Source organism: Streptomyces sp. NPDC023541, assembly GCF_055559995.1.
Genome location: NZ_JBVHJO010000002.1, coordinates 80,661 through 102,586, shown reverse-complemented (window position 1 = coordinate 102,586; position 21,926 = coordinate 80,661). Strand labels below are relative to the sequence as shown.

19 protein-coding genes and 1 tRNA gene are annotated in these 21,926 nt (G+C 73.5%); 10 read left to right on the top strand and 10 right to left on the bottom strand.

Features of this window, described 5'->3' with window-relative positions; all coding sequences use genetic code 11:
• Positions 1–83: 83 nt before the first annotated feature.
• A complete protein-coding gene (locus ACZ3X1_RS04430; protein WP_467276481.1) occupies positions 84–488 on the top strand; it encodes a globin in 405 nt (134 codons plus the stop codon).
• 118 nt (positions 489–606) lie between these two features.
• On the opposite strand, the gene ACZ3X1_RS04425 is transcribed toward ACZ3X1_RS04430, so the two are convergent.
• The 3 genes from ACZ3X1_RS04425 to ettA are packed head-to-tail and all read right to left on the bottom strand — an operon-like array spanning position 607 to position 3,456.
• The gene (locus ACZ3X1_RS04425) at positions 607–1,323 is read right to left on the bottom strand and encodes a DUF8010 domain-containing protein (RefSeq protein WP_356810091.1); all 717 of its coding nucleotides are present in this window, start codon (positions 1,321–1,323) and stop codon (positions 607–609) included.
• Complete coding sequence (locus ACZ3X1_RS04420; RefSeq protein ID WP_356810092.1) at positions 1,320–1,769, bottom strand: acyl-CoA thioesterase; 450 nt, start codon at positions 1,767–1,769, stop codon at positions 1,320–1,322. Before ACZ3X1_RS04420 ends, ACZ3X1_RS04425 begins: the two co-directional genes overlap by 4 nt.
• A 22-nt stretch (positions 1,770–1,791) precedes the next feature.
• The gene (gene ettA / locus ACZ3X1_RS04415) at positions 1,792–3,456 is read right to left on the bottom strand and encodes an energy-dependent translational throttle protein EttA (RefSeq protein ID WP_356810093.1); all 1,665 of its coding nucleotides are present in this window, start codon (positions 3,454–3,456) and stop codon (positions 1,792–1,794) included.
• Between the two features lie 168 nt (positions 3,457–3,624).
• Here ettA and ACZ3X1_RS04410 point away from each other — a divergent pair, with 168 nt between their 5' ends.
• Positions 3,625–4,221, top strand: coding sequence for a hypothetical protein (locus tag ACZ3X1_RS04410; protein WP_467276475.1), 597 nt, complete (start codon positions 3,625–3,627; stop codon positions 4,219–4,221).
• A 37-nt stretch (positions 4,222–4,258) separates the two neighbouring features.
• On the opposite strand, the gene ACZ3X1_RS04405 is transcribed toward ACZ3X1_RS04410, so the two are convergent.
• The 5 genes from ACZ3X1_RS04405 to ACZ3X1_RS04385 form a co-directional block, all read right to left on the bottom strand.
• Positions 4,259–5,731 (bottom strand): phosphatase PAP2 family protein, encoded by a 1,473-nt coding sequence (locus ACZ3X1_RS04405; protein ID WP_467276473.1) that lies wholly within the window; start codon positions 5,729–5,731, stop codon positions 4,259–4,261.
• 106 nt (positions 5,732–5,837) lie between these two features.
• Entirely contained in the window at positions 5,838–7,148 is a 1,311-nt protein-coding gene (locus tag ACZ3X1_RS04400) for a thioester domain-containing protein (RefSeq protein WP_467276470.1), read from the bottom strand.
• Positions 7,149–7,216: 68 nt separating this feature from the next.
• Positions 7,217–7,624 carry a single-stranded DNA-binding protein gene (locus ACZ3X1_RS04395; RefSeq protein WP_356810097.1) on the bottom strand — a complete coding sequence of 136 codons (408 nt, stop codon included), beginning with the start codon at positions 7,622–7,624 and terminating at the stop codon, positions 7,217–7,219.
• Positions 7,625–7,724: 100 nt separating this feature from the next.
• On the bottom strand, positions 7,725–9,578 hold the full coding sequence (locus tag ACZ3X1_RS04390; RefSeq protein ID WP_467276465.1) for a GTPase: 1,854 nt from the start codon (positions 9,576–9,578) through the stop codon (positions 7,725–7,727).
• Between the two features lie 4 nt (positions 9,579–9,582).
• Positions 9,583–11,208, bottom strand: coding sequence for a dynamin family protein (locus tag ACZ3X1_RS04385; RefSeq protein WP_467276462.1), 1,626 nt, complete (start codon positions 11,206–11,208; stop codon positions 9,583–9,585).
• Between the two features lie 332 nt (positions 11,209–11,540).
• Here ACZ3X1_RS04385 and ACZ3X1_RS04380 point away from each other — a divergent pair.
• The 3 genes from ACZ3X1_RS04380 to ctaF all read left to right on the top strand — a co-directional run bounded on the left by ACZ3X1_RS04380 (position 11,541) and on the right by ctaF (position 13,960).
• A tRNA-Arg gene (locus ACZ3X1_RS04380) sits at positions 11,541–11,613 on the top strand.
• 270 nt (positions 11,614–11,883) lie between these two features.
• Complete coding sequence (gene ctaD, locus ACZ3X1_RS04375) at positions 11,884–13,581, top strand: aa3-type cytochrome oxidase subunit I (RefSeq protein ID WP_390076940.1); 1,698 nt, start codon at positions 11,884–11,886, stop codon at positions 13,579–13,581.
• Positions 13,571–13,960, top strand: coding sequence for an aa3-type cytochrome oxidase subunit IV (gene ctaF, locus ACZ3X1_RS04370; RefSeq protein ID WP_356810100.1), 390 nt, complete (start codon positions 13,571–13,573; stop codon positions 13,958–13,960). The genes ctaD and ctaF overlap by 11 nt, the downstream gene beginning before the upstream one ends.
• Before the next feature lie 6 nt (positions 13,961–13,966).
• On the opposite strand, the gene qcrB is transcribed toward ctaF, so the two are convergent.
• Positions 13,967–15,658 carry a cytochrome bc1 complex cytochrome b subunit gene (qcrB, locus tag ACZ3X1_RS04365; RefSeq protein ID WP_467276457.1) on the bottom strand — a complete coding sequence of 564 codons (1,692 nt, stop codon included), beginning with the start codon at positions 15,656–15,658 and terminating at the stop codon, positions 13,967–13,969.
• A 169-nt stretch (positions 15,659–15,827) separates the two neighbouring features.
• Here qcrB and ACZ3X1_RS04360 point away from each other — a divergent pair, with 169 nt between their 5' ends.
• Positions 15,828–17,123 carry a phosphoribosyltransferase family protein gene (locus ACZ3X1_RS04360; protein ID WP_467276454.1) on the top strand — a complete coding sequence of 432 codons (1,296 nt, stop codon included), beginning with the start codon at positions 15,828–15,830 and terminating at the stop codon, positions 17,121–17,123.
• A 60-nt stretch (positions 17,124–17,183) separates the two neighbouring features.
• Positions 17,184–18,308 carry a sulfite oxidase gene (locus ACZ3X1_RS04355; protein ID WP_356810102.1) on the top strand — a complete coding sequence of 375 codons (1,125 nt, stop codon included), beginning with the start codon at positions 17,184–17,186 and terminating at the stop codon, positions 18,306–18,308.
• Between the two features lie 136 nt (positions 18,309–18,444).
• Here ACZ3X1_RS04355 and ACZ3X1_RS04350 read toward each other — a convergent pair whose 3' ends face one another.
• Positions 18,445–18,909: a phospholipase gene (locus ACZ3X1_RS04350; protein WP_467277557.1), complete on the bottom strand. Its 465-nt coding sequence runs from the start codon at positions 18,907–18,909 to the stop codon at positions 18,445–18,447.
• A 197-nt stretch (positions 18,910–19,106) separates the two neighbouring features.
• On the opposite strand from ACZ3X1_RS04350, the gene ACZ3X1_RS04345 reads away from it, so the two are divergent.
• The 3 genes from ACZ3X1_RS04345 (at position 19,107) to ACZ3X1_RS04335 (ending at position 21,737) form a co-directional block, all read left to right on the top strand.
• A complete protein-coding gene (locus tag ACZ3X1_RS04345) occupies positions 19,107–19,589 on the top strand; it encodes a hypothetical protein (protein ID WP_362631441.1) in 483 nt (160 codons plus the stop codon).
• A gap of 330 nt (positions 19,590–19,919) precedes the next feature.
• Positions 19,920–20,333, top strand: a complete 414-nt coding sequence (locus ACZ3X1_RS04340) for a GNAT family N-acetyltransferase (RefSeq protein ID WP_467276446.1) — start codon at positions 19,920–19,922, stop codon at positions 20,331–20,333.
• 117 nt (positions 20,334–20,450) lie between these two features.
• Positions 20,451–21,737, top strand: a complete 1,287-nt coding sequence (locus ACZ3X1_RS04335) for a S8 family peptidase (protein WP_467276444.1) — start codon at positions 20,451–20,453, stop codon at positions 21,735–21,737.
• Positions 21,738–21,926: the final 189 nt, after the last annotated feature.

Below are 21,926 nucleotides of genomic sequence, written 5' to 3'. Positions count from 1 at the left end.
GCCTCCACTGTCCTGCGCCCGGCCGTCACGTGCGAACGCGAAGGGACCCCCGGCCGGTACCGGGCGTCTGAGACGATGGTCGGGTGAATGAGATTCCGCGGGGCAGCCTTCAGGAGCAGACCTTCTACGAGCAGGTGGGCGGCGAGGACACCTTCCGTCGCCTCGTGCGGCGCTTCTACCAAGGCGTCGCGGAGGACCCGCTGCTGCGCCCGATGTACCCGGAGGAGGACCTCGGCCCCGCCGAGGAGCGGTTCGCGCTGTTCCTGATGCAGTACTGGGGCGGCCCGACCACCTACAGCCGGCACCGCGGCCACCCGCGCCTGCGGATGCGGCACGCGCCGTTCCAGGTGGACTCGGCGGCGCACGACGCCTGGCTGAAGCACATGCGGGTGGCGCTGGACGAGCTCGGGCTCGCGCCGGAGCTCGAGGCGCAGCTGTGGAAGTACCTGACCTACGCCGCCGCGTCGATGATCAACACTGCGGGCTAGGGAGTGTCGTCAAAGTGGCGTCGCCCGCCCGAAGGGCGACCAGGCGGGACTTTGACGACACGACTTGGAGGCCCTCTGGGGACGCACCCGTGGGGCGGCGGGCCCCGGGGGCACCCGGTCAGACGGGGCTGACCCGGAAGGCGCCGAGGCCGCCGGTGGCGCCGGGGCGGCGGGTGGCGACGGAACCGTAGGGGGTACGCAGCCGCAGCCAGCTCCCGGCGGCGAGCAGCGCCACGGGGTCGGGGACGGCGCCCGACGCGGGGGCGGGGGCGGACACGGTGGCCCGTACCGGCCGCAGGAAGCCCAGGGACTGTGCGGCGTGCGCGACGCGCAGCGGGAGTTCGGTGCCGCCCAGGGGGCGGGACCAGATCTCGCGGCCGATGCGGTCGCGTTCGGACCGGGTCCGGTGCTGCGCGGGCAGGGCCTCGTCCCGGGCCCGGAACTCGGCGACGGACGCCGCCAGGACCTGCGCGATCGCCTCGGGGCCGGGCAGCCCCGGCAGCCGGCGCCAGCCGCCGCGGGGCGGAAGCACCCCGGTCCACGGCGGGCCGGTGACCGGTCCGGGCACGGTGGCCTCGGCCGAGGCCTCGTCCACGGATTCCAGGAGCTCTCCGGCGGAGACGGTCACGTCCAGCGGCGCCGCCACGGGAACGTCGAGCCGCACGGTGCGGATGGCCAGGACATCGAAGGAGGGGGGCCGTCCGAAAACGCCGAGCGCGCCCCCGCCGGCCTGCAGGCGGACGGCGGCGGCCCGGTCGTAGTGCACCAGCCGGCCCAGGAAGGCGGCGAGGTCCGCCGCCTCCCCGGAATCGGCGAAGCGCAGCTGCTCGATCATGCCGCGATGGCCTCGGAACGCGGCTCGTCGAGGTACTTCTCCAGGAAGTGCCTCTCCTCGGCCGTGATGCGGCGCGGCCGGCCGGCGGCGAGGTTGTAGGGCACGACCACGGTCTCCGCGCGCACGTAGACCGTCTCGGGCCTGTCCTCGGTCGCCTCGTCCTTGACCTCGTAGCGGATGGTCAGGGAAGCGGCGCCGATCCGGGTCACCCAGGACTCGATGAGGACGGGCTCGTGACGGTGCACGAGGGGCAGCTTGTAGTCGATCTCGTGGCGGGCCACGACGGATCCGCCCGTGAAGGACTCGCTGCCCTCGCCCGGCGCGAGGCGGAACATGAAGTCGATCCGCGCCTCCTCCAGATAGCGGAGGAACACGACGTTGTTGACGTGCCCGAAGGCGTCCATGTCCGCCCAGCGCAGTGGGCAGCGGTAGTGGTGTCTGGCCATGGCCGTGACCTCAGCGCTCCCCTCAGCCTCGCGTGAGCTTCTTGTAGGTGGCGCGGTGCGGACGGGTCGCGTCCGGGCCGAGCCGCTCGATCTTGTTCTTCTCGTAGGACTCGAAGTTGCCCTCGAACCAGAACCACTTCGAGTCGCCCTCGTAGGCCAGGATGTGCGTGGCCACCCGGTCCAGGAACCAGCGGTCGTGGGAGACGACCACGGCCGCACCGGGGAACTCCAGCAGCGCGTTCTCCAGCGAGCCCAGGGTCTCGACGTCGAGGTCGTTGGTGGGCTCGTCGAGGAGGAGCAGGTTGCCGCCCTGCTTGAGGGTCAGCGCGAGGTTCAGGCGGTTGCGCTCACCACCGGAGAGCACACCGGCCGGCTTCTGCTGGTCCGGGCCCTTGAAGCCGAAGGCGCTGACGTACGCGCGGGAGGGCATCTCGACGTTGCCGACGTTGATGTAGTCCAGCTCGTCCGACACGACCGCCCAGAGGGTCTTTTTGGGGTCGATGTTGGCGCGGCCCTGGTCGACGTAACTGATCTTGACGGTCTCGCCGACCTTGATCTCGCCGGCGTCCGGCTTCTCCAGGCCCTGGATCATCTTGAAGAGCGTGGTCTTGCCCGCGCCGTTCGGGCCGATGATGCCGACGATGCCGTTGCGCGGCAGCGTGAAGGACAGGTCGTCGATGAGGACCTTGTCACCGAACGCCTTGGAGAGGTTGTTGACCTCGACCACGATCGAGCCCAGACGCGGGCCCGGCGGGATCTGGATCTCCTCGAAGTCCAGCTTGCGCATCTTGTCGGCCTCGGCCGCCATCTCCTCGTAGCGGGCGAGGCGGGCCTTGGACTTGGCCTGGCGGCCCTTGGCGTTGGAGCGGACCCACTCCAGCTCTTCCTTGAGGCGCTTGGCGCGCTTCTCGTCCTTCTTGCCCTCGACCTTGAGGCGCTCGGACTTCTTCTCCAGGTAGGTGGAGTAGTTGCCCTCGTAGGGGTGCGCGCGGCCGCGGTCGAGCTCGAGGATCCACTCGGCGACGTTGTCGAGGAAGTAGCGGTCGTGGGTGACGGCCACGACGGCGCCCTTGTACTGGGCCAGGTGCTGCTCCAGCCAGTTCACGGACTCGGCGTCGAGGTGGTTGGTGGGCTCGTCGAGGAGCAGCAGGTCGGGGGCCTCCAGCAGCAGCTTGCAGAGGGCCACGCGGCGCTTCTCACCACCGGAGAGGTTGGTGACGGGCCAGTCGCCGGGCGGGCAGCCCAGGGCGTCCATGGCCTGCTCCAGCTGGGCGTCGAGGTCCCACGCGTTGGCGTGGTCCAGGTCGTCCTGGAGCTTGCCCATCTCCTCCATCAGCTCGTCGGTGTAGTTCGTCGCCATTTCCTCGGCGATCGCGTTGAACCGGTTGAGCTTCTGCTTGATCGGGCCGACGCCGTCCTCGACGTTCTCCAGGACGGTCTTGGACTCGTCGAGCTTCGGCTCCTGCATGAGGATGCCGACGGTGTAGCCGGGGGAGAGGAAGGCGTCGCCGTTGGACGGCTGCTCGATGCCCGCCATGATCTTCAGAACGGTGGACTTGCCGGCACCGTTCGGGCCCACCACACCGATCTTCGCGCCGGGCAGGAAGTTCAGGAAGACGTCGTCAAGGATCACCTTGTCGCCGTGTGCCTTGCGCGTCTTGCGCATGGTGTAGATGAACTCAGCCAAGAGAAACCGTCCGGCAGATCGATGGTGGGCAGATACACCCCATCTTGCCAGGCGTCCATACCTCGGGGGAAACGCGTATGGTCCGGGCCCCCTGAGCTGGGGCAGGATGCCACTGGAATGTCGGACGGGGCGGCCGGGGGGGATTCGGTGGGGAGCGCACTCATAGGCTTGGCGGCGGCGGTCGTGGGCGTCACGGGGACGCTGATCGCGTCCGTGCTGTCGCAACGCCTGACGGCCCGCGTGCAGGTGGAGCAGTTCGCGCGCCAGCAGCAGGTGGCCGAGGCGCAGTGGCTCCGCGAGCAGCGGGTCGCCGAGCTGGACCGCCGGCGCGAGGGCTACATGAACGTCAACGCGGCCCTGCGCCGCTATCGGACCCACTTGCTGAACTTCCTCTGGACCGTGCACAAGGACGCGGTGACCGAGGAGGCGAGGGAGGTGGTGGAAGAGGCCCGGCGCGATCACCATTCGGTCATGGCCGAAGCCCAGATGGTGGCGTCCGCGGGGGTCCTGGCCGAGCTGAACGACATGACGAGGACGTTGTCGGAGACCTACCGGCGGATCATGTGCCTGCAGGAGGGCCGGCCCGATCCTGACGGGTCGTTCGACGAGATACGGACGGACTTCGCTCGGATCTGGGACCAGTGGGAGAGGCTGCTCGGCGCCATGCGGGCGGATCTGGGCGTGGCGGACGTGGCTGGCGTGGCGGACGTGCCGGGCGTGGCAGGCGTGGCGGACGGTCCGGCCGAGCTGGCGCCCGGCCCCTGACGGGGCCGCCCCGGCGGAGCGGGCTCTCGGCGGCGGGTCAGAGGGGTCGGTAGACCGTGAGGGCGTCGGGGAGGGCGTCGAGGACGAGTTCGCGCGGGGCCTCGGCGTACTCGCCGTCGTAGGCGAGGGGGGTGCCCGCCGGGACGGACCCGATGCGCAGGCTGCGCAGGCGGGTGGCCGCGTGGACCGGGGACCGGCTCAGGGGGCCGGCGAAGGCGGCGGCCAGCAGTCGGGGGCCGGGCCGTCCGCCGCCGTAGACGAGGCGGAGGTCGAGCAGGCCCTCGCCGAGGCCGTCGCGGCGGCCGGGGGCGGGCCCAGTGCCGTGGTAGGTGCCGTTGCCGGCGAAGAGGAGCCACACGCTCCGGCGCCGCCCGGCCAGGCTCAGCCTTACGGGCCGCTCGGCGCGCAGGACCTTCCAGGCCGCCAGCAGCGCGGCCGGGCCGCCGCCGATGCGCGGGCCCCAGCGCAGCCGGTGGCGCAGCAGCTCCGGGTAGGCGCCGATGCTGAAGTTGTTCAGGAAGTAGCCGGGCTCTCCGTCGGGGCCCGGGGAGAAGCGGCCCACGCCGACGCGGACGGCCTCCCCGTGCTCCAGTGCTTCGCAGGTGCCCTCTGGGCCGATGAGGCCGAGGTCGAGCGCGAAGTGGTTGAGGGTGCCGCCGGGGAACACCGCCAGGGGCACGTCGGCGCGCAGCGCGGCGGTGGCCGCCGCGTTGATGGTGCCGTCGCCGCCGCACACCCCGAGGACGGTGGCGCGCGAGGCCGCCTCCGTCAAGGCGGGCAGCAGCTCCGCGCCCTCGCACTCGATCACCTCGGCCTTCGGGAGCCGGGCGCGCAGTACGCCGGGTACGGCCGCGGCCGTACCCGACCCGGTGTTGACCACAACCGTCAGCCCGGCGCCGTCGGGCAGCGCGGGCACCCCGATGGCCTTCCGCTCGTCGCCCGGCACGGCCCGGGCCTCCTGCACGTCGCGCGCGAGCCGGCGTACGACGAGGGCGGCGCCGACTCCCAGCGCCGCGCCCGCCGCCACGTCCGAGGGGTAGTGCACACCCGTGTAGACGCGCGAGAAGGCCACGGAGGCGGCGACCGGCGCCAACACGGCGCCCCAGCCCGGGGAGGCCAGCGCCACCCCGGCGGCGAAGGCGAACGCGGACGCGGAGTGCCCGGAGGGGAAGGATGTGGTCCGCGGCTGCACGGCCGGCTGACGCACGGCGGGCACGCCCTCCAGCAGCGGCCGCGGGCGGCGTACGGACCACTTGCCGACGGTGTTGATGGTCGAGGAGGCCAGCGCCAGTGAGGCCGCCCCGCGCAGGGCCGCCTTGCGCGCCCCGGCCGATCCGAAGACGGCGATGGCCGCGGCTGCCCCGCCCCACAGCACCCCGTGGTTCGCGGCCCGCCCCAGGCGCGGCAGCACGCGGTCGGCGCCGGGCCAGTGCCTGCGCGCCACGGCGTCGAACAGCCAGCGGTCCCACCGTGCGAGGGCGCCGGTCCAGGTCAGTTCCTGATCAACCATTTCCTGCCTCTACCCCGGATCCCGTACCGAAACCGGCACGGCGCTCCACCCCGGCCCGTTCCGAGCCGGCCTCCTTCCCCTTCCCGGTTGTCCTCTTCTCCTCTTCCTACTCCTCCTCGTCCAGCGGGCGCTTGCGCAACAGCAGGACGACCACGCCGCCCAGTACGACCAGGCCCACCGCCAGGGAGGCGATGACGGGCGTGGCGGCCGAGCTGCCGCTGGTCGCCAGCCGCTCCTCGTCCGGGGAGGTCGTGGGCAGGGACGCGGACTGCACGCCCAGCGCGACCGCCGCCGAGCCCGATCCCCCGCCCGGCTCCGGGGCCGGGGTCGCTCCGGCCCCGGGCGGCGGGGGCGGCGGCCATGCCGCCCGCGCCGTGGCAGCGGTCACGGACTCGCTGGAGCCGGCCACGATCTGCGCCTGGGCGGGGACGCCACTGGTGAAGACCCGTCCGACCGGCACCCTGGTCGCCCCCTGGACGGTGACCGAGGCCGTCCCGTCGGGGGTGCCCGCCGGGACCTCGAAGTAGAGCCGGCTTCCGTTGACCGCCGTGGCCAGCGGCTGCCCCTGGGCGTCCACCACCCGCACGCCCATGGCCACGGCTGCCGCGTCCGGGACGACGGACACGCTCCGCGCTCCGGTGCGCACGGTCACCGGGCCGAGGCGGGTGCCCACGGGTCCCGACACGTCGCCCGGGTCCAGTCCCAGCGAGGCGGGCGGCTCCGGCATCTGTCCCGCCGCCCGCTGGAGGTAGTCGGCCAGCTTCTCGGCGGACGGGTCCGCCGCCTCGACCCGCACGCCGTCTGCGAGCCGCCAGATCGCCACCTGGGTCCCGGCCGCCGCGCTCTCCGCGGTGAGCGCCGCGGCGCCGGCCGCCTTGGCGAGCCCGGCCAGGTCGTTCAGCTGCGGGTAGGAGTGCTCCAGCACCCATCGGATCCGGCCCGCCTGCCCGTTGCCCGCCAGCGGGCTGCCGCTCCAGCCGCTCTCGGTGTACCGGGCCTGCGGCTGGGCGTTGCCCGCCACCCCGACCCCGTAGGTCTGGAGCATGCCGCCGCCGTCGACCCGCATCTCGTACAGGCCGGCGGGGATGTGCCGCACCGATCCGTCGCCGGCGTGGAGGACCGCCCGCCCGTACGTCTTCAGCCCGTCCAGCACGGCGCTCGCGCCCTCCGGTGCGCGGGGCGCCACCGGGCCGGAGTCGGCGGCGGCCCGGGCGCCGGGCGCGGCGGTGAGGGCCGCGGCCAGCAGGGCGGCCGCGAGCGGCCGGCGCGCGGAGCCCCGTACGGCCGTGGCGGGTTCGAGCGGCGCGGGAGCGGGTGCGGGAACCGCACGTGCGGGAGCAGCGGGAACCGCGGGAACAGGAGCAGCATGAGCGGGAGCAGAAGCAGGAGCGGAGGATGCGGGAACGGCAATCGACACAGTCTTCCCCTTCGGGCCAAAGACCCAGGTGCCCGTGAGTACCGGGGAATCCTAACCGCCTCGAACACTCAGACCACCGCCCCCTTCTGAGTGTCCATCAGCGAATGATCGGTTCTCACCACCCGCCTGAACGCCGCCGTGCCGCGGTTCAGGTCGTGCCCGACGGCGGTCGCGTCGATCTCCGCACCGAACCGCCGGTTGCCCTCCCCGTCGGGCGGGTCCTCCCGCACGCGCAGCCGCCCGTGCACCACCAGCGGTTCGCCGACCGATACGGAACCGGCGAGGTTCACCGCGAGCGTGCGCCGCGCCCACACCGTGTAGAAGCTCGTGGCCCCGTCCGTCCAGGCTTCCGTGCGCCGGTCGAAGTACCGGGGCGTCACCGCGAACCGGAACCGCGCCGACGGCCCGTTCACCGTCTCCTTGTAGTCGACCTGCGTCGCCACATACCCCACCAGCGTCACCTGGGTGTCGTACATCCCGGCCGCCCTCCCCCGTCGTCCCGGCCCGCACGGACCATCCGTACGGGCTACGAGCCATGCTGCGCCCGGCGGCCGGTCCCCCGCTGCGGCCTGTGGACTACTGGCGGGTTGTGGACAACCGGCTCCCCCCTGCGGCAACGGTGGCGTACTGCTCCCGCACCTCCCGGTAGCGCAGCAGCTCCGCCGCGACCGGTTCGAGCACCCGGGCCCGTCCGCACCCGGCCGCCGCCTGGCGCAGCCTGCGCTCCGCGTCCTGCCCGTACCGGCGTGCCGGGCCCCGGGCCGCGATCGAGCAGGCCCATTCCACGAGGGGTCCGCCGATGATGCCCGCCACCATCAGCAGCACCGGCGGCATCAGCTTCGGCTCGAGGACCCCGACGATCTGGCCGACGAGCCACAGTCCGCCGAAGATCTGCAGCAGCGTCATGGCCGCCTGGGCCAGCACCGCCGCCGGCCACCACGCCGGCCGCGGCGGCTTGGCGTTCGGCACCGCGACCGCGGCCCCGAGGGTCACCGCGATCTCGTCCAAGGCCTCCGGAAGCCCGTCGGCGCCGCGCACCGCGGTCTCGCGGACGGCCTGCGCCCACGGCTCGGGAAGGCCCGCGACCGCTTCGTCGGCGACGACGCGTACCGCCTGTTCCACCCGCTGACGTGCGGTCACCTCCTCCTCGACCGGCGCCTGCACGACCGCCTGGCCGCGGCCGCCGATCGCCGCCAGGGCGGCCAGCCCCGCCAGGGTGCGCGGCGCGCGCCGGTTCTCGTACCAGCGCCACAGCCGCAGCCACGGGGTCCCGCACGCCTTGCCCGCGTTGCGCCGCCAGGCCCGTTCGGCGGCGAGCCCGGCCGCGCAGGCCCCGACCGCCTCGGCGAGCCGGTCCTCGAACTCGGCGCGTGCCGTCTCCCCGATTTCGGGTCCGGCGTGCCCGTCGGCGACGTAGAGCGGCCGCAGCCGCACGGCCGCGCGGTCCACGTCGGCCGAGATCCGCCGGGTCGCGGCGCCCTTCTCCTGTGTGAACTGCCCGAGGAGTTCGCGCAGCTCCCCGACGCCGTCACCGGTCAGGGCGGACAGCCCGAGCACCGTGGCGCCGGGTTCGCCGTGTTCGCCGAGTGCGATGCCGTCCTCGTCGAGGAGCCGGCGCAGGTCGTCCAGTACGAGGTCGGCGGCCTCGCCGGGCAGCCGGTCCACCTGGTTCAGCACGACGAAGGTGACCTCGGCGTGCCCGGCGAGCGGTCGCAGGTACCGCTCGTGCAGCACGGCGTCGGCGTACTTCTCCGGGTCCACGACCCACACCACGGCATCGACGAGCGCCAGCACGCGGTCCACGTGGTCGCGGTGCGCGCCGACCGCCGAGTCGAGGTCCGGCAGGTCGACGAGGACCATCCCGCGCAGGGCCTCGGCCTCGGAGGTCTCGCGGGGCCGGCGCCGCAGCCGCCCCGGGATCTCCAGCCGGTCCAGCAGCCCGGCGGCCCCGTCCGACCAGCTGCACGCGATGGGCGCGGCGGTGGTCGGGCGACGCAGACCGGTCTCGGAGATCTGTACTCCGGCGAGTGAATTGAAGAGCGTGGACTTGCCGCTCCCGGTCGCTCCGGCGATCGCGACGACCGTGTGCTGGGGCGAGAGCCCGCGGCGTGCGGCGGCCTCGTCCAGGACCCGTCCGGCCTCGGCGAGGGTCTTGCCGTCGAGCCGGGTCCGGGACAGTCCGACCAGCTGGCGCAGCGCGTCGAGGCGCTGGCGCAGGGCCCGCGCCTCGGGGCTGAGCGGGGGCGCGGTCGACTTGCCGCCGTCGCTGCCGGCGCCGGAGACGGCCCGTACGAGCGCCTCGTCGCCCTCGCCGCCCTCCTCGCCCGCCTCCGCGGCGTCCTCCTCGCCCGCGTCGGCGGGGCGGGGGCGGGAGCGCGCGATGAGCCCGTCGTCCCACCGGTCGTCGGTGCGGTCGGTCAGGGCGGTCACGGCGTCACCTCTCCTTCTGCAGTACGGACAGCGCAGCGATCAGTTCTGCCTGCGGTTCGGGGGTCACTGCGAGTGCTTCCAACGGCGCGAGGCGGCGGTCGCGTTCACCGCGCAGCACCTCGTCGAGGTGGTCGCCGACCAGTTCTCCGCCCTTGTCGCGCAAACGCAGGGCGGCCTGGGCGCCGATCCGCTCGGCGAGCTTCTCCCCGGCGGGCCGGGCCCGTTTGCCGCCGAGCAGCGCGGCGACGAGCAGGGCCGCGACGGCGTCGGCGTCGGGGGCGGGCTGCTTGTCGAGCCCGGCCACCTCCTCCTCGGCCAATTCCTCCAGCACGCGGCGCCACCGGCGTACGGCCATGCCGATACGCTCCGCCGCCTCCTTGTCGGGCCCGGGGATGACCAGCGCGCCGGAGGCCGGTTCGCGCCGCCAGGCTGCGGCGATCCGTTCGTCGGCAGCGGCGACGGCGCACTGGAGCAGTGCGGCGAGGGATTCGGCGAGCGAGTCCAGCAGTTCCTCGGCGCTGGTGTCGAGGGGGTAGCCGCGCCAGCGGGTCAGCGCGTCGCCGGCCAGTACGGCCCCGTGGTCGAGGCGGCCCCGGACCCTCTTGCCCTCTCGCCGGTACGCGTCCTCGACGGCCGCGCTCAGCCGTACGGCGGCGGCGTGCTGGGCGGCGACGGCGGAGGCGAGTTCGGGCATCCGGCGGCGCAGGGAGTCCAGGGCGCCGAGGGCGGTGCGCCCGACGGCGTACTGCCGGGCGGCGGGGTCCTGGGCGTGGTGGGCGAGCCAGGCGAACAGCGGTGCGACGGCGCTGGCCGGGAGCAGCCCGCCGCCGCCGGCCGACTCGGGGAGCTCGGGGACGGTGAAGCGCGGTACCTCCCCCAGCCCGGCCTTGGTGAGGAGGGCGCCGTACTGGCGGGAGACCTCGGCGAGCACCTGGTGCGGCACCCGGTCCAGGACGGTGATGAGGGTGGCCTTGTACTGCTTGGCGGTGCGCAGCAGGTGCCAGGGGACGGCGTCCGCGTACCGCGAGGCGGTGGTGACCATCACCCAGACGTCGGCGGCGCAGATGAGTTCGGCGGCGAGGGTCCGGTTTTCGACCACGAGGGAGTCGATGTCGGGGGCGTCGAGGATGGCGAGTCCGCGCGGCAGGGTGGAGGCGGTCTCGATCCGCATCTCGCGGGTCTCGTGGCCGCCGTGGGTGCCGGCGCGGCCCCGGCCGCGGCCCCGGGAGGTGTTTTTGGGGGGCGTGTCGTCGTCCTCGTGCGGCACCCAGACCCGCATCAGGTCGGGAAGTACGCGCATTCCGGCGAACCAGTGGTGGTCGTCGGGGTGGCAGACGAGCACGGGCGTGCGGGTCGTCGGGCGCAACACGCCGGCTTCGCTGACCTGACGCCCGACGAGGGAGTTGACGAGAGTGGACTTACCGGCCCCGGTGGACCCGCCGACCACGGCGAGCAGGGGCGCCTCGGGCGCCTTCAGGCGCGGTACGAGGTAGTCGTCGAGCTGCGCGAGCAGCTCGGCTCTGGTCTGGCGGGCCCGTGGGGCGCCGGGCAGGGGCAACGGCAGACGTACGGACGCGACCCGGTCGCGCAGGGCGGACAGGGCATCGAGCAGCTGAGGCCGAACATCCAAGGTCACCACATGCGAAGAATGCCCAATTTAGGACCATTTTTGAAGCTTATACGCCCCCTGCGCGCCGAGCGCGACTCCAGTGGGACATTCTGGGCACGAAGGACGAGTGGGGCGCAGGCATAACGAGTGCACAACACCCAGGGCGCCGCGGCGCAAAAGCGATGCGAGAATCGCACCTGCCTGCGATTATCGGGACCGCTTCACCGAACCTCCACATCGTGGCCCGCGAGTGAAGCAACCGGGACAAGGCGGCCGGAGCCCTATCCTTGACCCGGTACGGACCGAAGTCCCACCCCCACCAGGGGCTCCAGGCCCACCACGGCCACCTTCCGGCCCCCGTAGCTCAGTGGATAGAGCAGGTGCCTTCTAAGCACTTGGCCGCAGGTTCGAGTCCTGCCGGGGGCACACATTCTCCACCACCGAAGCCCTCCCTCCGCGGAGGGCTTTCGCGCAGGTCGCAGCGGTGGGGCAGGGCCGGACCGAGGCCACCCCGGGCCGCGCCGGGCCCATCCGGGGCCCGTGCGGGCGCGGTTCGGGCCCGGTTCGGTCGTGGTCGGCGGCCTTGCTCCAGACGCGCCGGAATGCGCCCCCTACCGGCGCGTCGCCGGTTCGCCGCCCGGCCCGGCCTGTAGGGCAAGGGGTGCAGGTGCCGCGGCGAGGGTCACTGGAGGACGGATGACGTCGGTGGACCGTTCACCCGAAGAGGCGCCCCGAGAGGCACCCGAGGAGGCACCGCCCGACGAGCGGGCCGCACGCCGGACCGAACGCCGGGCCGGCCAGGGCTCCGCCGTCCTGCGGTGGCTGTCGACCACCGACCACAAGGTGATCGGCAACCTCTACCTGGTGACCGCCTTCGGCTTCTTCCTCTTCGCCGGAGTGCTGGCCCTGGCCATACGGGCCGAACTCGCCCGTCCCGGGCTCCAGATCGTCTCGAACCACCAGTACAACGAGCTGTTCACCATCCACGCCACGATCATGATGCTGCTGTTCGCGACACCGACCTTCACCGGTTTCGCCAATGCGATCATGCCGTTGCAGATCGGCGCGCCCGACGTCGCCTTCCCCCGGCTGAACGCCTTCACCTACTGGGTGTACCTCTTCGGCGGCCTGCTGGTCGTCTCCGGGTTCCTCACCGCCGACGGGGCGGCCGCCTTCGGCTGGTTCGCGTACGCGCCGCTGAACGGCGCACCGTACAGCCCCGGTACGGGACCGGACCTGTGGGCCATGGGGCTCGCCGTCTCCGGTCTGAGCACGATCCTCGGGGCCGTCAACTTCGTCACCACCATCATCTGCCTGCGCGCGCCGGGCATGACCCTGTTCCGCATGCCGATCTTCACCTGGAACGTCCTCTTCACCTCGATCCTGGCGCTCCTGGCCTTCCCCGTCCTCACGGCCGCGCTGCTGGTCCTGGAGGCGGACAGGAAGTTCGGCACGGTCGTCTTCGACGCGGCCAACGGCGGCGCCCTGCTGTGGCAGCACCTGTTCTGGTTCTTCGGCCACCCGGAGGTCTACATCGTGGCCCTGCCGTTCTTCGGCGTGGTCAGCGAGATCGTGCCCGTCTTCAGCCGCAAGCCGATGTTCGGCTACGTCTCCCTCATCGGGGCGACGATCGCCATCACGGGCCTGTCCGCCACCGTGTGGGCGCACCACATGTTCGCGACGGGGGCCGTCCTGCTGCCCTTCTTCTCCCTGCTGTCGTTCCTGATCGCCGTGCCGACCGGGGTGAAGTTCTTCAACTGGATCGGCACGATGTGGAAGGGGTCGCTCTCCTTCGAGACGCCGATGCTGTGGTCCGTCGGCTTCCTCGTCACCTTCCTCCTCGGCGGGCTGACGGGCGTGCTCGTGGCATCACCGCCGCTGGACTTCCATCTGACGGACAGCTACTTCGTCGTCGCCCACCTCCACTACGTCCTCTTCGGCACCATCGTCTTCGCGACCTTCGGCGGCCTCTACTTCTGGTGGCCCAAGCTCACCGGCCGGATGTTGGACGAGCGGCTCGGCCGGATCCACTTCTGGACGCTGTTCACCGGCTTCCAGACCACCTTCCTGGTCCAACACTGGCTCGGCGAGGCCGGCATGCCGCGCCGGTACGCCAACTATCTGGCGGCCGACGGGTTCACGCTCCTCAACACGGTCTCCACCATCGGCTCCTTCCTGCTCGGGCTGTCCACGCTGCCCTTCCTCTACAACGTCTGGCGGACCCACCGGTACGCGGCACCGGTGACCGTGGACGACCCCTGGGGCTGGGGCCGCTCGCTGGAATGGGCGACGAGTTGTCCGCCGCCCCGGCACAACTTCCACTCCCTGCCCCGCATCCGCTCCGAATCCCCCGCCTTCGACCTGCACCACCCGGAGGTGCCCCGTGAAAGCTGAGGCCTGGCTCTTCACCGGCACGGCCCTGTTCTTCGGCGCGACCACGCTCGTCTACTGGTGGTTCTCCCGGGAGCCGGCGGGCACCGCGGCGCTCTGCGTGTCCTTCGTCATGGCGAGCCTGGTCGCCGCCTACCTCTGGCGCCAGTACCGGCGCGGCGGGGCCCGCCCGGAGGACCGCGGCGGGGCCGAGATCCGGGAGGCCGGCGGCCGACGGGGCTTCTTCCCCGCCCGCAGCCACTTCCCCGCACTGACGGCCGCCGGCACCGCGCTGATCGGCCTGGGCGTGGTCCAGGGCCTGTGGCTGTGCCTCATCGGCTTCGGCGTACTGCTGCCGGGGGTCGCCGGGTTCGCCTTCCAGAACCTCGGCCACGAGGACTGACGCCGCTCACCGCCGCCCCGGGCCCTCCCGCCGGTCCGGGTCCTCCCGCCGGTCCGGGCCCGCGGTGACATCGGCGACCTTGCTGCGCTCCCGCGCGGTCGACGGGTACGGGTACACAACCCGGTCGCGGTAGTACCAGCGGCTGACCGCCACCCGCACCCTGGCCCCCCCGGTCCGCAGCCGCCCGGCTCCCGCCCCGGCCCCCGGCCCGGCCGCGTCCTCGTACGCCAGGGGCCGCGGCCGCTCCCGTACGAGGACGGCGTACCGCTCGCGCGGCGCGAGGGCCCGGTGCTCCGGGTGGAAGCCGCCGTCGGTGCGCTGGCGCACCATGCCGGACGCCTCCCCCGCCGTCAGCAGCTGCACCTCGCGCGACTGCAGGGCCAGGCACAGCCGCCTGGTCAGCCAGAAGACGCCCGCCGGCACCACGAGGAACCCGGCGCGCAGCACCCAGGTCAGAGCAGGCAGGGGCAGGTCGAAGACGAAGGCGAGGACGTCCTGGGCCCCGGCGAGGAGCAGTACGGCGTAGCAGGAGAGCGCCGCCGCGCCCAGAGCCGTACGGACCGGCCGGTCGCGCGGGCGGTCGCACAGGTGCCGCTCACCCGCCCCCTCGGTGATCCAGCGCTCGAAGAAGGGATAGGCGTAGAGCACCGCGAACAGCGCACCCGGCAGCAGGACGGCCGTCAGCAGCGGGTTCCACATGATCGTGTGTCCCCACAGGCGGGTCTCCACCCCGGGCATCAGCCGCAGGGCCCCCTCCAGGAAGCCCACGTACCAGTCGGGCTGCGCGCCCGTGGAGACCACGTCGGCGCGGTAGGGGCCGTAGGCCCAGATCGGGTTGATCTGGGCGAGCGCCCCGAGGGCGGCCAGCGCCCCGAAGACGATGAGGAACAGCCCGCCGGACTTGGCCACGTACTGCGGGAAGAAGGGCAGGCCGACGACGTTGCGGCCGGTCCTGCCGGGGCCCGGCCACTGGGTGTGCTTCAGGGCGAAGACCAGCAGGACGTGCACGGTGATCAGGCCCAGCAACAGGCCGGGGACCAGCAGGATGTGCACGGGGTAGAGCCGGGGCACGATGTCGCCCCCGGGGTACTCGCCGCCGAAGACGAGGAAGCTCAGGTACGTGCCGACGACCGGCACCGACAGCATGATCCCCTGGGCGATGCGCAGACCCGTCCCCGACAGCAGGTCGTCGGGGAGGGAGTACCCGGCGAAGCCCTCCACCAGGGCCAGCACGAACAGCGTCATGCCGATCAGCCAGTTCAGCTCGCGGGGACGGCGGAAGGCGCCGGTGAGGAACACCCGCAGCAGGTGCGCCCCGATGGCGGCCAGGAAGAGCAGCGCCGCCCAGTGGTGGATCTGCCGGATCAGCAGCCCGCCGCGCACGTCGAAGCTGATCTCCAGGGTGGAGCGGTAGGCCTGCGACATCAGGACGCCGCGGAGCGGCTCGTAGGAGCCGCGGTAGGGGGTCTCGGTCATCGACGGGTCGAAGAAGAGCGCGAGGTAGGTGCCGGTCAGCAGCAGCACCACGAAGCTGTAGAGCGCCAGCTCGCCCAGGAGGAAGGACCAGTGGTCGGGGAAGACCTTGCGCACCACCGCGCGGGCCGCCTCCCCCAGGGGGAGCCGTGCGTCCAGGGCCTCGGCCCCGCGGATCACCGCTCGCCGCGGGCCGCCGTGGGTTTCGCGCTGCGGACCCGGCACCGGCACGCACCTCCTGTCCGACCCGCCATTTCACGCAAAGCTACCCAAACCGACTCTCCGTCATCGACGGACACACGGGGATGGACCGACTTGCGGGAAAGCGCGGCGTGGGGTTGCGTCGGAAGAGGGTGCGTGGTTTCCGTCTCCCCTCCGGCTGGGGGTGAACGCCGTGTTCTACACCGACCGCGCGGACGCCGGCGAACGGCTCGCCGAAGCAGTCCGCCATCTGGAGGAGGAGCATCCCGTCGTACTGGGCCTGCCCCGCGGCGGCGTCCCAGTGGCCTTCCCCGTGGCGCGGGCCCTCGGCGCGCCGCTCGACGTGATCGTGGTCCGCAAGCTCGGTGTGCCATTCCACCGCGAGCTCGGCTTCGGCGCCATCGGCGAGGGCGGCGTACGGGTCATCAGCGACGACATCGTCCGCAGCAGCCGGGTCACGCGCCGGGACCTGGAGGCGGTCGAGCAGTCCGAGGAGGCCGAGCTCGCCCGGCAGGCCCGCACATTCCGCGGCGACCGGCCCCGGGTGGCCCTCGACGGCCGGACGGTGATCGTGGTCGACGACGGGATCGCCACCGGCGCCACGGCCGCCGCCGCGTGCGAGGTCGTACGGGCGCAGGGCGCGGCCCGGGTGGTGCTGGCCGTCCCGGTGGCGCCGCCCGACGCGGTCGCCCGGCTGCGCGGCGCGGCCGACGAGGTGGTGTGCCTCTCCTCGCCACCCGCCTTCCGGGCCGTCGGGGAGTGGTACCGGGACTTCTCACAGACCGCCGACGAGGAGGTCGTCTCCCTGTTGGCGCGGGCGGCGGCCGGCCCCGCGCCCGGGCGGGCACCGCGGACCGTCGAGGTCGAGGTGGACGCCGCCGGGCTGCCCCTGGCCGGGGACCTGGCGCTGCCGGAGGGCGCCGGGGCGGTCGTGATGTTCGCCCACGGCTCCGGCAGCAGCCGCCGCAGCCCGCGCAACCGGGCGGTCGCGGCGGACCTGAACGCGGCGGGCCTGGGCACCCTCCTCTTCGACCTGCTGACGCCCGCCGAGGAGGCCGACCGGGCCAACGTCTTCGACATCGAGGCCCTGGCCGGGCGGCTCACGGACGCCACCGCCTGGCTGCGCCGGCGCGCTCGCCTCCCGATCGGCTACTTCGGGGCGAGCACCGGGGCCGCGGCCGCGCTGTGGGCCGCGTCCGGCCCCGGAGCGGACATCGGCGCCGTGGTGTCGCGCGGCGGCCGGCCCGATCTCGCCGGGCCCCGGCTGGCCACCGTCCGGGCCCCGACCCTGCTCGTCGTGGGCGGCGACGACACCACCGTGCTCGATCTCAACCGCCGGGCGCAGCGGGAGCTGCGCTGCGAGAACCGGCTGGAGGTCGTCGAGGGCGCCACCCACCTCTTCGAGGAGCCGGGCGCCCTGGAGGAGGTGGCCGGCCTGGCCCGTGCCTGGTTCACCCGACACCTGGGAGCCGGCCAGGCGGGACTTTGACGACACGACCAGGGGGCGCCACGACGTGCCGCCCGGGCCGGGGCGCGCGACCATGGGGGGATGGAGCAGGCGTCCGTGGGGGATGTCAGCGGCCCGGCGCGCATCGCCCCGGCGGGTGAGGGCATCGGCCAGGAGGAGTTGGCGCTCGCGGCCCGCAACCACGGCCTGCCGCTGGAGGCCCTGCGCCACGAGGTGACCCCGCCCGGGCTGCACTACGTCCTGGTCCACTACGACATCCCCGCCACCGACGCGGACGGCTGGACCCTGACCGTGGGCGGCCGGGTCCGTACGCCGCTGTCGCTGGACCTCGACGCCCTGCGCGCGTTCCCCGCCGTCACCCACCGCGTCACCATGGAGTGCGCGGGCAACGGCCGGGCGCGCCTGTCGCCCCGGCCGGTCAGCCAGCCGTGGCTGGTCGAGGCGGTGGGCACCGCAGACTGGACCGGGGTCCCGCTGGGCCTCGTCCTGGACGGGGCCGGGGTGCGGTCCGACGCCGTCGAAGCCGTGTTCACCGGAGCCGACCACGGTGTGGAGCGGGGGGTGGAGCAGGACTACCGGCGCAGCCTGCCGCTGCCGTACGCGACCGGGGACGACTCCGGTGTGCTGATCGCCTACGCCATGAACGGCCTGCCCCTGCCGCCGCAGCACGGGCACCCGCTGCGGCTGGTCGTCCCCGGCTGGTACGGCATGGCGCACGTCAAATGGCTGCGTGACATCACCCTCGTCGACGCACCGTTCACCGGCTTCCAGCAGTCCGTGGCCTACCGCTACCGGCGGTCCGCCGACGATCCGGACGATCCCGGCGAGCCGGTCACCCGGATCGCGCCGCGCGCCCTGATGACCCCGCCGGGCTTCCCCGACTTCATGTCGCGCACCCGCGTCGTGCACCCCGGCCCCGTACGGCTGCACGGGCGGGCGTGGTCCGGTCACGGAGCCGTCGTCCGGGTGGAGGTGAGCGCCGATGACGGCCTGACCTGGATCCCGGCCGAGGTGGCGGCACCGGCCCATGCGCCCGCGTGGGCCTGGCAGGCCTGGAGCTGTATGTGGACGGCCGCGCCCGGCCGCCACACCCTCGCCGTCCGCGCCACGGACGCAGAGGGGCGCACGCAGCCACTCGAACAGCCGTGGAACCGCGGCGGTTTCGGCAACAACGAGGTCCAGCGGGTGGCCGTCCTCTGCCTGTGATCTTCTCGGAACCCCCTGAGGGCTGTCCCGTGATCCCCGGTGGCGTATCCGGGCGTTCCGACAACGCGGCGGGGTGCCGTGGCTGTCGTCGTGCGCCCGCCGGGGATTACGGGACAGCGGGACAGCGGGACAGCCCTCAGGAGATGCCGAGGGCCCTGACCGCCTGGTAGTACGTCCACGCGGTGCCGTCGCACGAGCGCTTGCGGCTGCCCTTGTAGCGGGCGCAGGCCCGCTTCAGGTCCGCATGGAACGCCTCGTCGAGCCGGGCCTTGGCGCCCGGGAACAGCCCTGCCGCCCGGTGGTTGCGGTAGCCGAAGTCGTGGCGGGCGCAGGCCGCCGCGAAGGGGAAGCCGAAGGGGTTGTCCGGGGAGGAGGTGCACTGGTCGGTCGACCAGTCGAAGCCGTATGCGACCCAGGCGGCACGGTGCTCGCGCGCGTCGGCCCAGGCCTCGTGGCTGGCGGCGCCGGGTTGCGTCCAGCGGCTCAGCACCTGCGGCTTGTCGGCCGGGACCTCGGGCACGGCCCAGGCCGCGGGTGCGAGGGCGAGCACCGCGGTGGCGGTGGCGGTGGCGAGGGCGGGGAGGAGGCGGCGACGGCGCATGGGGTCCTCGGGAGCAGGGCGGACGGTCACCCGGCCAACGGGGCGGGTCGCCACCCGGTTACTGCACGTGGCCCCGCCGTGTCCGCACACCCCCGAGGCACCCCCAAGGTATGACGCCGTGTGAGACCTCCGGACAACACACGGTTCGTTCTGAGGAAGGACGCGCGGGGCGGTCGTCCCGGCCGAGACTGGAAGGCATGAACCGCCGTCCCCTCGTCATCGCCGCCGCCACCGTGGGAGTCCTGGCCACCGCCGCCTTCGCCCTGCCCAACCTGCCGCCGAACCCCGTGACGGACACGATCGACCACCGGGTGTTCAAGGAGAAGGGCAAGCGCTTCGCCACCGCGGCCGACGCTCCGGCGCGGGCGGAAGCGGCGTTCGCGCTGCCCTCCTGGATACCCAAGGACGCCACCGACGTCCGCATACGGGTGCGCACCACCGGGGAGGCCCGGCTGATCCGGTTCGACCTCGGCAAGACCCCGCTGGACGGCCCGCGGTGCACCGCGGGCACCCCCAAGCGGCAGGGCGCCCCGGACCTGCACGCCAGGTGGTGGCCGCGGACCGTGCGGGCCGAAGTCCGCACCGACTGCCGCGACTTCCACCAGTACCAGGTCGCGGTGCGCGGCAAGCGGGTCTACGCCTGGACCGACGGCACCCCGTCTCCGCGCGCCCAGGGCTGATCGCGCGACCGGTTCACCGGCGGGTCCGTACCCACGCTCCGACGGCTGCGCCGTGGCGCGCCCGCCGCGAAGCAGGCGGGCGAGGCGGCCCCCAGGGCCGTGCACGTACACCCGGGCCGGCTCCTCGCCCCGCAGCTCGACCCAGCGGATCCGGTCGCCCTCCGGCGCGACCACGGCATTCTTCACGGCGCTCCCCCTCGGCCCTGGAGTCTTCGACGACGGGCAGGGTGGTCAGCGTCGCGTCCGGCCCGTCGGGAGTTTTCGGGCCGCCCGCCACGCCGTACCCGGCTTCGCCCCGCCGTCGGCCGGGCGCGCACTATCGTGACCGCCATGGACATCCGCCGGGCCCTGACTCCCGCCGAGCTCTCGGCCGCCGAGTCCCTCTTCGACGGGCCCGCCCGCGAGGAGTGGTCCGAGCGCTTCCTCGCCGCCCCCGGGCACCTGATGCTCATCGCGTACGTCGACGGCGTGCCCGCCGGAATGGTCTCCGGCATCGAGATGATCCACCCCGACAAGGGGACGGAGATGTGCCTCTACGAGCTGTCGGTGGACGAGGGCTACCGGCGCCGCGGGATCGGCCGCGCCCTGACCCTGGCCCTCGCGGACGAGGCGAAGGCGCGTGGCTGCTACGGCATGTGGGTGGGCGTCGACACCGACAACGAGGCCGCCCTGGCCACCTACGACGCCGCCGGGGCCCGCGACGAGGGCGTGTTCGCGATGCGCGGCTGGCCGATCGATTCCTGAACCCTCCGGCCCATCCGCCGGGCGGGGCCGCCGATGTACCCCGCGCGGCGGCGTGTCCTGCCGCCACTCGGCGCACCCTCCGCGCGCCCGTACGGCCGCTCGCCGAGCATCGGCCGCATGACCCCCTTCACCCCGCTGCTCCCCGCCGCCGCGCTGCTGGCGGCGGCCGCCACGGCCATCACCCCGCCACCGCAGACCGCCGCCACCGCCGCCACCGCCACCGCGGCCGCGGCCACCGAGAACGCCGTCTCCCCGTACGTCGTCGTCCTCAAGGACACCGCCCCGCGCGCCCCGGCCCGCGCCCTGGCCGCCGAGGCCGCGGAGTCCGGTGACGAGGTCGGCCCCGTCTACGAAGCCGCCCTCGACGGCTTCGCCGTCCGCACCACCGCCGCGCGGGCCGCCGCCCTGGCCGCCGACCCCCGGGTGGCCTCGGTGGAACCGGACACGGTCTTCCACATCACCGGAGCCGAGACCGACAGCCGCACCGGCGGTGGTACCGGCACCGGCACCGACGCCGACACGGGCTCCGCGGTCACCGCCTTGCCGCCGCAGAGCCCCGCGCCCTGGTCGCTCGACCGGATCGACCAGCGCGAGCTCCCGCTCGACGGCTCGTACACGTACGCCACGAAGGCCGAGGGCGTCACCGTCTACATCCTCGACACCGGTGTCAACACCCGCCACCAGGAGTTCGGCGACCGCGCCCGGGCCGGGCACAACGCGGTCTTCCTGGAGGGCTCCCGGGACTGCAACGGCCACGGCACGCACGTCGCGGGGACTGTGGGCGGGGCGACGTACGGAGTCGCCAAGGGTGTCTCCCTCGTCTCCGTCAAGGTGGCCGACTGCCGCGGCGACGGGCGCCTGTCGGCCATGCTCAGGGGTCTCGACTGGGTGGTGAAGGACGCAGGCCGCGCCCCGGACACCCCGGCCGTGGCGAACATGAGCATGGGCGGCAGCCGCAGCCGCGCCCTCGACGCCGCCGTACTGCGGATCGTGTCCTCCGGGATCACCTTCGTCGCGGCCGCCGGCAACGACGGCAGGAACGCCTGCGGCGGATCCCCGGCCTCCGTCCCGCAGGCCGTCACCGTCGGCGCGACCGACGCCGCGGACCGCCGTGCGCCGTTCTCCAACCACGGCTCCTGCGTCGACCTGTTCGCGCCGGGCGTGGCCGTCACCTCCGCCCGGAAGGACTCCACCACCGGCACGGCCCGCTCCTCCGGCACCTCGATGGCCGCCCCGCACGTGGCGGGGGCCGCCGCGCTGCTCCTGGCCGGCGGTACGGCGCGCACCCCGGCGCAGGTGTCCGAAGCGCTGGTGCGCGGCGCCGTACCCGACCGGATCACCGGACTTCCGGCCGGCACCCCGAACCGCCTGCTGCACGTGCCCACCACCGCCCGCCCGTCGTAATCACGGCCGGAAAAGGCCGGAAAAGGCCTGTACCGCGGCCGGACCGGCCGGTGCCCGCTCCGACCCCGACCGGGCGGCATCCGATGGGCCATCAGCCCCAGGCTGATGGCCCATCAATTTGTGTGTGCTTCGGGCGAAAGCAAGTCATTGACTTCTCATCACCGTGACGCGTCAATATCGGCCACCGCA

Bases quoted from the DNA above. Each gene is read 5' to 3' on its own strand.
- ACZ3X1_RS04355 (WP_356810102.1), top strand. From the start codon at position 17,184: ATGGAGCAGGCGTCCGTGGGGGATGTCAGCGGCCCGGCGCGCATCGCC.
- ACZ3X1_RS04340 (WP_467276446.1), top strand. From the start codon at position 19,920: ATGGACATCCGCCGGGCCCTGACTCCCGCCGAGCTCTCGGCCGCCGAG.
- ACZ3X1_RS04350 (WP_467277557.1), bottom strand. From the start codon at position 18,909: ATGCGCCGTCGCCGCCTCCTCCCCGCCCTCGCCACCGCCACCGCCACC.
- ACZ3X1_RS04405 (WP_467276473.1), bottom strand. From the start codon at position 5,731: ATGGTTGATCAGGAACTGACCTGGACCGGCGCCCTCGCACGGTGGGAC.
- ACZ3X1_RS04425 (WP_356810091.1), bottom strand. From the start codon at position 1,323: ATGATCGAGCAGCTGCGCTTCGCCGATTCCGGGGAGGCGGCGGACCTC.
- ACZ3X1_RS04335 (WP_467276444.1), top strand. From the start codon at position 20,451: ATGACCCCCTTCACCCCGCTGCTCCCCGCCGCCGCGCTGCTGGCGGCG.
- ACZ3X1_RS04420 (WP_356810092.1), bottom strand. From the start codon at position 1,769: ATGGCCAGACACCACTACCGCTGCCCACTGCGCTGGGCGGACATGGAC.
- ACZ3X1_RS04345 (WP_362631441.1), top strand. From the start codon at position 19,107: ATGAACCGCCGTCCCCTCGTCATCGCCGCCGCCACCGTGGGAGTCCTG.
- ctaD (WP_390076940.1), top strand. From the start codon at position 11,884: ATGACGTCGGTGGACCGTTCACCCGAAGAGGCGCCCCGAGAGGCACCC.
- ACZ3X1_RS04395 (WP_356810097.1), bottom strand. From the start codon at position 7,624: ATGTACGACACCCAGGTGACGCTGGTGGGGTATGTGGCGACGCAGGTC.